At 64.7% G+C, this 8902-nt stretch carries 10 protein-coding genes; 3 read left to right on the top strand and 7 right to left on the bottom strand.

The window, feature by feature from the left end; all coding sequences use genetic code 11:
• The 4 genes from AX735_RS01665 to rimP all read right to left on the bottom strand — a co-directional run.
• Positions 1-209: translation initiation factor IF-2 associated domain-containing protein (locus tag AX735_RS01665; RefSeq protein WP_156442051.1), on the bottom strand; the 209-nt coding region annotated here is incomplete at its 3' end.
• Positions 210-302: 93 nt separating this feature from the next.
• On the bottom strand, positions 303-1013 hold the full coding sequence (locus AX735_RS01660; RefSeq protein WP_066274617.1) for a DUF448 domain-containing protein: 711 nt from the start codon (positions 1011-1013) through the stop codon (positions 303-305).
• The gene (gene nusA / locus AX735_RS01655) at positions 994-2619 is read right to left on the bottom strand and encodes a transcription termination factor NusA (protein WP_066274611.1); all 1626 of its coding nucleotides are present in this window, start codon (positions 2617-2619) and stop codon (positions 994-996) included. Before nusA ends, AX735_RS01660 begins: the two co-directional genes overlap by 20 nt.
• A gap of 2 nt (positions 2620-2621) precedes the next feature.
• Complete coding sequence (gene rimP, locus AX735_RS01650) at positions 2622-3191, bottom strand: ribosome maturation protein RimP (protein WP_171007855.1); 570 nt, start codon at positions 3189-3191, stop codon at positions 2622-2624.
• A 326-nt stretch (positions 3192-3517) separates the two neighbouring features.
• Here rimP and AX735_RS01645 point away from each other — a divergent pair, with 326 nt between their 5' ends.
• The 3 genes from AX735_RS01645 (at position 3518) to AX735_RS01635 (ending at position 5849) form a co-directional block, all read left to right on the top strand.
• Positions 3518-4195, top strand: coding sequence for a L,D-transpeptidase family protein (locus tag AX735_RS01645; protein WP_066274602.1), 678 nt, complete (start codon positions 3518-3520; stop codon positions 4193-4195).
• A gap of 49 nt (positions 4196-4244) precedes the next feature.
• Entirely contained in the window at positions 4245-5423 is a 1179-nt protein-coding gene (locus AX735_RS01640) for an aspartyl/asparaginyl beta-hydroxylase domain-containing protein (protein ID WP_066274599.1), read from the top strand.
• A 78-nt stretch (positions 5424-5501) separates the two neighbouring features.
• Positions 5502-5849 carry a GntR family transcriptional regulator gene (locus tag AX735_RS01635; protein WP_066274595.1) on the top strand — a complete coding sequence of 116 codons (348 nt, stop codon included), beginning with the start codon at positions 5502-5504 and terminating at the stop codon, positions 5847-5849.
• Between the two features lie 5 nt (positions 5850-5854).
• Here AX735_RS01635 and AX735_RS01630 read toward each other — a convergent pair whose 3' ends face one another.
• From AX735_RS01630 to AX735_RS01625, 3 genes are all read right to left on the bottom strand, one after another.
• Complete coding sequence (locus tag AX735_RS01630; RefSeq protein ID WP_066274592.1) at positions 5855-7189, bottom strand: dicarboxylate/amino acid:cation symporter; 1335 nt, start codon at positions 7187-7189, stop codon at positions 5855-5857.
• A gap of 126 nt (positions 7190-7315) precedes the next feature.
• On the bottom strand, positions 7316-7633 hold the full coding sequence (locus AX735_RS24805) for a hypothetical protein (RefSeq protein ID WP_137776174.1): 318 nt from the start codon (positions 7631-7633) through the stop codon (positions 7316-7318).
• Positions 7634-7783: 150 nt separating this feature from the next.
• Positions 7784-8902: M24 family metallopeptidase (locus AX735_RS01625; protein WP_066274590.1), on the bottom strand; the 1119-nt coding region annotated here is incomplete at its 5' end.

Genomic DNA, 8902 nt, shown 5'->3' with positions numbered 1-8902 from the left:
GGGGTGGGCGCCGGAGCGGGCGCAGGGGCAGGTGCGGCAGCAGGCGCTTCGCCCGGCTTGCCGACCAGCTTGCGGCGCTTGACCTCGACCACGACCTTGTTGGTGCGACCATGGCTGAATGTCTGCTTGACTTCGCCAGCCTCGACAGAACGCTTCAGCCCCAGCGGCTTGCGACCCAGTGTCGGCTTGTTTTCGGTATCTTCACTCATCGAACAGACTCAATCCTCAATAAATTCTCATATCGGGCGATGCATCAGGCATCGCCGGTCCGCACGGGGCATGTCCGCGCACGCCAGAGCGGGCTAGACTGGCTCGCCGGGGCCGGGCACGGCCCCCTCCCCTTTGAAATGCAGCAATCGGCCAAGAAACTGGTCAATGCGGGCGGCGGCGCGCTGATCGGTCAGCGCCACATGGACCGCGTTGTCGCGCCCCAATGCCACAGACAGGCGGGTGCGGTCTACAGGCAATACGGTTCCGCGCTGGCCGCTGCCTTCGGCATCGCTGCCGACGCGCCAGGCCTGATCGAGCTTCGCATTGCCGTCGGGCGAGCTGTCGCTCGAATGCAGCAGCAGCCACACCTTGCCGCGCCGCGCCGCCTCGGCGATGCGGTCCGATCCGGTCAGCAGCGTGCCCGATCGCGATTCCAGCCCCAGCCGGTCGAGCAGCGCGCGCGTCAGCGCCTCCTCGATCATGCCGGGAAGCTCGTCGGGCACTGTGATCGGCCCGGTCTTGAACGCACGCGCGAGGGCCGCCTTCATCCGGCCCTTGGCGATGGCCTCTTCGAGCTCGGGCCGCGTCACCCCGATCCACGCACCGCGCCCGGGGGCACGCGCGCGCACATCGGGGGCGACCTGGCCATCGGGGCCGATCGCCAGCCGGATCAGCTCGCCACGCTCCGCCCGTTCGCCGCTGAGGATGCAGCGGCGGATCGGGCCATCCGCCTTGTCGGCGGCAGTGCTGGTGGCGTCGTCGGTTAGAAGATCACCGGCCGTGTCATTGGGAAGTTTCCGCATGCGCGTCCTCCCCATCGGCGCCCGCATCCTCGTCCTCGAACCAGTGCGCGCGCGCGGCCATGATGATCTCGTTGCCCTGCTCTTCGGTCAGGCCATAGGTCGCCAGCACGCCACCTTTGTCTTCGGGCCGCTTGTTGGCGGGGGCCGAATTGTCGCGGCGGCGCTGCTCGGTGCGCTTCTTGGCGATCAGCTCGTCGGTGGCGAGGTCGGCCAAATCGTCGAGCGTCTTGATGCCCGCCTTGCCCAGCGTCACCAGCATGGCTTCGGTGAGGTGCGGCAGCTCGGCCAGTGCATCGTCGACGCCCAGGCCGCGACGTTCCTCGCGCGAGGCCTCTTCGCGGCGCTCGAGCGCTTCCTGTGCGCGGCTTTGCAGTTCTTCGGCCAGTTCCTCGTCAAAGCCCTCGATGCTCGAAAGCTCTTCGGGCGAGACATAGGCGACTTCCTCGAGCTCGCTGAAGCCTTCGGCGACCAGCAGCTGCGACAGCGTCTCGTCGACGTCGAGCTCGTTCTGGAACATTTCCGAACGCTCGGTGAATTCCTTCTGGCGCTTCTCGCTCGATTCCGCCTCGGTCATGATGTCGATGGCCGAACCGGTGAGCTGGCTGGCCAGACGCACGTTCTGGCCACGACGACCGATAGCGAGCGACAGCTGGTCGTCGGGAACGACCACCTCGATGCGGCTCTCTTCCTCGTCGATCACCACGCGGCTGACGGTGGCCGGCTGCAGCGCGTTGACGACGAAGGTCGCGGTATCTTCCGACCAGGGAATGATGTCGATCTTCTCGCCCTGCATTTCCTGCACGACCGCCTGGACGCGGCTGCCCTTCATGCCGACGCACGCGCCGACGGGGTCGATCGAGCTGTCATAGCTGATCACGCCGATCTTGGCACGGCTGCCCGGATCGCGCGCAGCGGCCTTGATCTGGATGATGCCGTCATAGATTTCGGGCACTTCCAGTTCGAACAGCTTGCGCATGAAATCGGGATGCGCGCGGCTCAAAAAGATCTGCGGGCCACGGTTCTCGCGGCGGACGTTGAGGATGATGGCGCGGATGCGGTCGCCGACGCGGGCGACTTCACGCGGGATCTGCTGTTCGCGGCGGATCACGCCTTCGGCGCGGCCGAGGTTGACGATCACGTGTCCGAATTCGACCGACTTGACGACGCCGGTAATGATCTCGCCCACGCGATCCTTGAACTCATCATACTGACGCTCGCGCTCGGCATCGCGGACCTTCTGGAAGATCACCTGCTTGGCGGCCTGCGCGTCGATGCGGCCCAGGTCCACCGGCGGCAGCGGATCGACGATGAAGTCGCCGACCTGTGCGCCCTTCTGCAGCTTCTGCGCCTGCTTGACATCGACCTGCTTGAAATAGTCCTCGACGGTTTCGACCACCTCGACAACGCGCCACAGGCGCAGGTCGCCGCTGACCGGATCGAGCTTGGCGCGGATGTCGTTTTCCGCACCATAGCGAGCCCGGGCCGCGCGCTGGATCGCCTCTTCCATCGCTTCGAGCACGATGGCCTTGTCGATCATCTTTTCGGTCGCCACCGAGTTGGCGATGGCGAGAAGTTCAGCCTTGTTGGCGGAAATGGCGCTGGCCATGATCAGTCTTCCTGTTCTTCGAGGTCTGCGTTTTCGTCGATTTCTTCGATGTCGTCCACACCGCTGGTATCGAGCGGGCGGGTGGCGGCAATCAGCTTGTTGGTCAGCATCAGCTTGGCGCTGAGCACCTGGCCGAACGGCACGGTCACATGGCCGACCTTCTTGTCGTTGACCGAGATCATCTCGCCTTCGAGCGAGAGCAGCTCGCCGGTCAGCTGCTTGCGACCCTGCGCCGCCTCGGTCAGCACCAGCCGCGCCTCATGGCCCAGCCAGTTGCCATAGTCCTTGAGGCGGGTGAGCGGGCGGTCGATGCCGGGCGAGCTGACCTCGAGCCGGTACGATCCGGGCACTGGGTCCTTGCCGGCTTCTTCCAGCGCATCGAACACGTCCGAAATCCGACGCGACAGCGCGGCGCAATCGTCGATGTTGAGCTGTCCGGTCTCGGGCCGTTCGGCCATGATCTGCAACGTGCGGTCATCGCCCGCACCGAACAGGTGCACGCGCACCAGGTCAAAACCGAGCGCCTGGGCTTCGGGTTCGACAAGGGCAGCGACGGCGGCAAGATCGGTCAACGATAGGCTTTCTGATAAATTGGTCTGTGGGCAGGGCAGCAAAAGCTCGTTCGCGCCGGCCCCGCGAGGCGCCGGCCCGTCAAGTCTCAGCAACCATGTCGGGATGGATCGCCATATAGGCGCATGGGCCGCGATAAGCAACCCATAACTGCCGCCTGCGCGCCGGCCTCGGCCGGTAACCGTATCGCTTAACCCGACCGCCCGTCACCGTCCCGCCGGGGGACGGGGCCATCGCGGCGCTGGCGATTCGGCAGCCATTTGGTTAGCATCTCGTAAATGCCGCATTGAGGTGGCGTTAACGCATCGCACGACGGGAGCAGCGAACCATGAAATGGCCCAAGGCACGGCAGGTGGCAGGCGGCGGCATGCTGGTCGGTATCGGTGCGCTCGTGGGGGCCATGATCACCAGCGCGCCCGGCGATGCGGCGATGCAGCCGGTCGCCAGGGCGGCGCTGCCCGGCACGCAGGCACAGGCGGCTGAGGCGGCCACGCCCGTGCTGGCCAAGGCCGATTCCGCCATCACGACGCCAGAGCAGGCGGGCTATGCAATCAAGAGCGTGATGACCATCGATGGCCCGCTGGGGCATGGCAACTATTACTGGGACGAAAGCAACGCTCCTGCGACCGGCCCGCTGCTGATCACGGTCGACCTTGCCGCGCAGACGCTTTCGGTCTTTCGCGACGGCCATGAGATCGGCGTCGCGGTGATCCTTTACGGTACCCCGGAAAAGCCGACACCGCTCGGGGCCTTCCCGATCACCCAGAAGGATGCCGACCACGTCTCCAACCTTTATGATGCGCCGATGCCGTACATGATGCGGCTGACCAACGATGGCGTCGCGATCCACGGCAGCGATGTCGAATGGGGCTATGGCACGCGCGGTTGCATCGGCGTGCCGACCGCCTTTGCTAAACTGCTGTTCGAGCAGGTGAAGCTGGGCGATGTGGTCATCATCACCAACGGCCAGCGCATCAACGTCGGTGACGCTGTCGCCGGAGTCTGACGCAAAGCATCTGCTGGTCATTCGGTTCGTCGCTGGCTAGACACGGGTGATGGATCGCCAGCACGCCAGCATCGTCATCCAGCAGGCCATAACCGCCCTGCGCAGCGGCGATGCGACACGCGCGCGCGATCTGTTGACCAATGTCGTCAACGATCCGCCCCTGGGCGAGGTGCCGCCCTGGTTCCTGCTGGCCCAGGCCTGCCAGATGGCGGGTGACGCAGCAGGGCAGGGCGATGCGCTGGTCCGGTTGCTGGCAGAAGAACCGCGGCATCTGGGCGGTCTGCTGCTGATGGCGGGACACAAGGCGGCGCTTGGCGATTCGCGGGCGGCTTCGTCCTTCTACACCACGGCGCTGGCAGTGGCCGATCACGCGCCCGATCAGGTGCCACAGGCGATGGTCCCGCTGCTGCAACAGGGCCAGCAGTATCTGCAACAGGCGCAGGGCGAATATGCTGCGTTCCTGGCCGACCAACTGGCAGGCAAGGGCATTGCCCCGGGTTCCGTGTCGTCGCGCGTCGACATGGCGCTCGATCTGCTGCTGGGGCGCAGGCAGGTTTACGTGCAGGAGCCGACCAGCTTCTATTTTCCCGGCCTGCCGCAGCGCCAGTTCTACGAGGCGGCCGAGTTCGACTGGGCGGAAGGCTTCGAAGCGCAGGCGGATACCATGCGCGCGGAGCTCGAAGCGCTGCTCGATCGGCAGCCGGGCGATTTCAGCCCCTATGTCCAGACCCGGCCCGACCGGCCTGCCGCCGCCAATCCCTTGCGCGACGATCCCAGCTGGGGCGCGCATTATTTCTGGGAAAATGGCGTACCCGTCCCCGACCATGCCGCCCAGGCACCGGCGACCATGGCTGCGCTCGCGACGGCGCCGATGCCGGTGATTGCCGCGCGCTCGCCCATGGCGCTCTATTCGCTGCTGCGCCCGGGCACACATATCCGCCCGCACAACGGCATGCTCAACACCCGGCTGATCTGCCACCTACCACTGATCACCAATGCCGATTGCGCGATCCGCGTCGGCAACGAGACGCGGACGTGGCAGCAGGGCAGGCTGCTGATCTTCGACGACAGCATCGAGCACGAGGCGTGGAATCGCGGAAGCGCCACGCGCATCATCCTGCTGTTCGAAATCTGGCGGCCCGAGATCTCGATGGACGAGCGCGTCGCGCTCACCGCGATCTTCGAGGCGATCACCGCCTATGGCGGACTGCCACCCGACCAGGGATGACCCCTAGGATTGCTGAGCAAAAAGCCTCGCATTGAATCCACTTGACCTGCCACGCTGTATTATGGCAGTGAAGCAGTGATGGCAGACAACTCCAAACCCGTTTACCTGAAGCTCCGCGACATCATCGCCGCATCGATTCTCGACGGTGTGTACGCGGAAGGCGACATGCTTCCTTCGGTCCGGGCGTTTGCTGCCGAACAACAGGCCAACCCGCTGACGGTCGCCAAGGCGTATCAGATGTTCCAGGACCAGGGACTGGTCGAGGTGCAGCGCGGGGTGGGCATGTATGTCGCACCCGGCGCGGTCGACAAGCTGCGCGCAATGGAGCGCGAGGACTTTCTCCAGCACGTCTGGCCGCCGGTGCTGCGCCAGATGCGGCGCATCGGCCTGTCGCCCGCCGCCCTGCTCGACGAAGAGAAAGCCTGAGCCCCTCAGGGGTCGACCGCATCCTCGGGAAGATCCTCGACGCGCGGCAACCGGTCGGCCAGCGCCAGGTCGAACTGTTCCTTGTCCAGCCGGCCTTCCCATTTCGACACCACCACGGTCGCCACCGCATTGCCGATGAAGTTGGTGAGGCTGCGGCATTCGGACATGAACCGGTCGATCCCCAGGATCAGCGCCATGCCCGCGACCGGCACCGAGGGCACGATCGACAATGTCGCCGCCAGCGTGATGAAGCCTGCGCCGGTCACCCCCGCAGCCCCCTTGGACGATATCATCGCGACGCCGAGCAGCAGCAATTGCTCGCCGATCGAAAGCTCGACATTGCACGCCTGCGCGATGAACAGCGCCGCCAGCGTCATGTAGATATTGGTGCCGTCGAGGTTGAAGCTGTAGCCCGTCGGCACGACCAGGCCGACCACGGTCTTGGGGCAGCCGGCGCGCTCCATCTTCTCGATCAAGGAGGGCAGTGCGCTTTCCGATGACGAGGTGCCGAGCACGAGCAGCAGTTCGGCGCGCAGATAAGCGATCAGCTTCAGGATCGAGAAGCCGCACGCCCAGGCGACCGCGCCGAGCACGACCAGCACGAACAGCAGCGAGGTCGCATAGAAGGTCGCCACCAGCGCGGCGAGATTGGCAAGCGTGCCGATGCCATATTCGCCGATGGTGAAGGCCATCGCACCGAACGCGCCAATGGGGGCGGCCTTCATCACGATGCCGACCAGCTTGAAGAACGCGGCCGACGCATCCTCGAGCAGGTCAAGCAGCCGCGCGCCCCTGTCTCCGATCATCGCCAGCGAAATGCCGAACAGGATCGAGACGAACAGCACCTGGAGCAGGTTGCCGCTGCTCAGCGAGGCGAGAAACGTGTCGGGCACGATGCTGCTCAAGAAACCGGTGATGCTCGATTCCTGCGCCTTGGCGGTATATTCGCTGACCTTGCCGGTATCGAGCGTCGCCGGATCGATGTTCAGCCCCGCGCCTGGCTGGACGACATTGGCGACGATCATCCCGACGACCAGCGCCAGCGTCGAGAAGGTCAGAAAATAGGCGAAGGCCTTGCCTGCGACGCGCCCGACGCTCGCCAGATCGCGCATGCCAGCGATGCCGGTGACGATGGTGAGGAAGATGACCGGCGCGATCACCATCTTGACCAGCTTGATGAAAACATCGCCCAGCGGCTTCATCGCCGCCCCGGTCTCCGGCGCGAAATGCCCAAGCGCCACGCCCGCGACGATCGCCACCAGCACCTGAACATAAAGCTGCGCATACCAGCGGCGCGGTGTGCGGGTGGGGAGCGGCGAGGGCGGCGATAGCGAAACCATCCGCAGCGCCTATCATTGACTTGATCCCGCGCCAATGGTGGAGCGGGATTTACCATATTGCTGTCCGAAAGGGCTGATGGAAATCAAGGCGCAACTTCGCGCCAGTCGCATTCTTTGCGCCGCTGTCTATCCTACCATCACTTCCGCACCAGCTTGACAGGATGGCTTTCTTGCCATGAACCGCGGGAAACGCTTGTCCGTGCGGGTGTTGGCGCCATAGGTTGTCCCACAGTTGTTCATGCAGTCAACGAGGACGTCATACTCGTTGAGCATGCATAGCTCTGCGTCATAGCCGTGGCCACCATAGCGCTGAATGCAATAAAGCCAGCGAGTATTATAAGTCTGGTAGCATTGATCGATGCAACCTTGAACCTGGGCGCTGGCAGGAGAAGCGAGGCCGAGGAGACAGCATGAAACGGAACTAACGAGAAACGTCTTCAGCATCGATTCCTCCATTGCTCGATATGAGTCATTGAGAATTGATGTATACATCTGGTTTGATCGCTCAATCAACAATGGCATTCATTAAATGGCAGTAATGGAGTGAAGTTTATTATACGATGTTAATGGATCCGACGTCTTGCCTCTTTCCTGTCAGCCGAACGGCGCGTCGATCGCGGGTTGCGGCTCGGTGAACCAGCGCGGCCCGTCGTCGGTCATGTAGAAATGGTCCTCCAGCCGGATGCCGAAGCGGTCGGGGATGACGATCATCGGCTCGTTGGAGAAGCACATGCCTGGGCCAAGTGGCGTCGTGTCGCCGCGGACCAGATAGGCGGGTTCGTGGATCGAAAGGCCGATGCCGTGGCCGGTGCGATGCGGCAGGCCGGGCAGCGCATAGTCGGGGCCGAGCCCTGCAGCCTCGAGCACGCGGCGCGCGGCGGCATCGACGCTCTCGCACGGCGCGCCGGGCTGGGCGGCATCGAAGGCGGCGGCCTGCGCGGCATGTTCCAGATCCCAGATGCGGCGCTGCTCGTCATTCGGCGTGCCGAAGACATAGCTGCGCGTGATGTCCGAATGATAGCCGTGGACGGTGGTCCCGGTGTCGATCAGTACCATGTCGCCTTCGTGTAGCTCGGGATCGCCTGGCAGGCCGTGCGGAAAGGCCGATCCGCGCCCGAACTGCACCATGCAGAAGGTACTGCCCGGTCCGCCCATCGCGCGGTGCGCGTCCCCGATGAAGCGGATCACCTCGCTGGCCTTGATGCCTTCGCGCAGGATCAGCGCGGCGCGGCGATGCGCCTCGAGCGTCATCGACTTGGCCTGTTGCATCAACGCGATCTCGGCAGGCGACTTGTGCATGCGGCAGCCATCGATCGCAGGCGCACCGCTGGTCAGCGTGACGCCCGGCGCGCTTTTCGCGATCCGGTCGACGAACAGAAAGGGCAATGCCGGGTCGATCGCGAGCGTGGTGACATTCCAGGCGCGGCAGGCGTCGGCGACCAGGGCGGTCGGCGATTCGTCCTCCTGCCAGAGGCGGATCTCGACCTCGATCGCCAGTTCGGCCTGAAGCGATCCCAGTTCGAAATAGGGCGCGATCATGATGGGATCGCCGCTGACCGGGATCAGCAGCGCGACCAGCCGCTCGGTCCCGCCCCAGGAGACGCCCGCGAAATAGCGCAGGCTCGTGCCTGCGCCGACGATCAGCGCGTCCGCCCCGGAATCGCGGGTCAGCTTGCGCGCCTTCTCGATCCGTGCCAGCCGTTCCTCGCGCGT

Origin of the sequence: Blastomonas sp. CCH1-A6, assembly GCF_001556365.1 — a bacterium.
Lineage (GTDB): Bacteria > Pseudomonadota > Alphaproteobacteria > Sphingomonadales > Sphingomonadaceae > Blastomonas > Blastomonas ursincola.
Note: the sequence above shows the minus strand (reverse complement) of the source record. Positions and strands in the feature narration are given on the sequence as shown.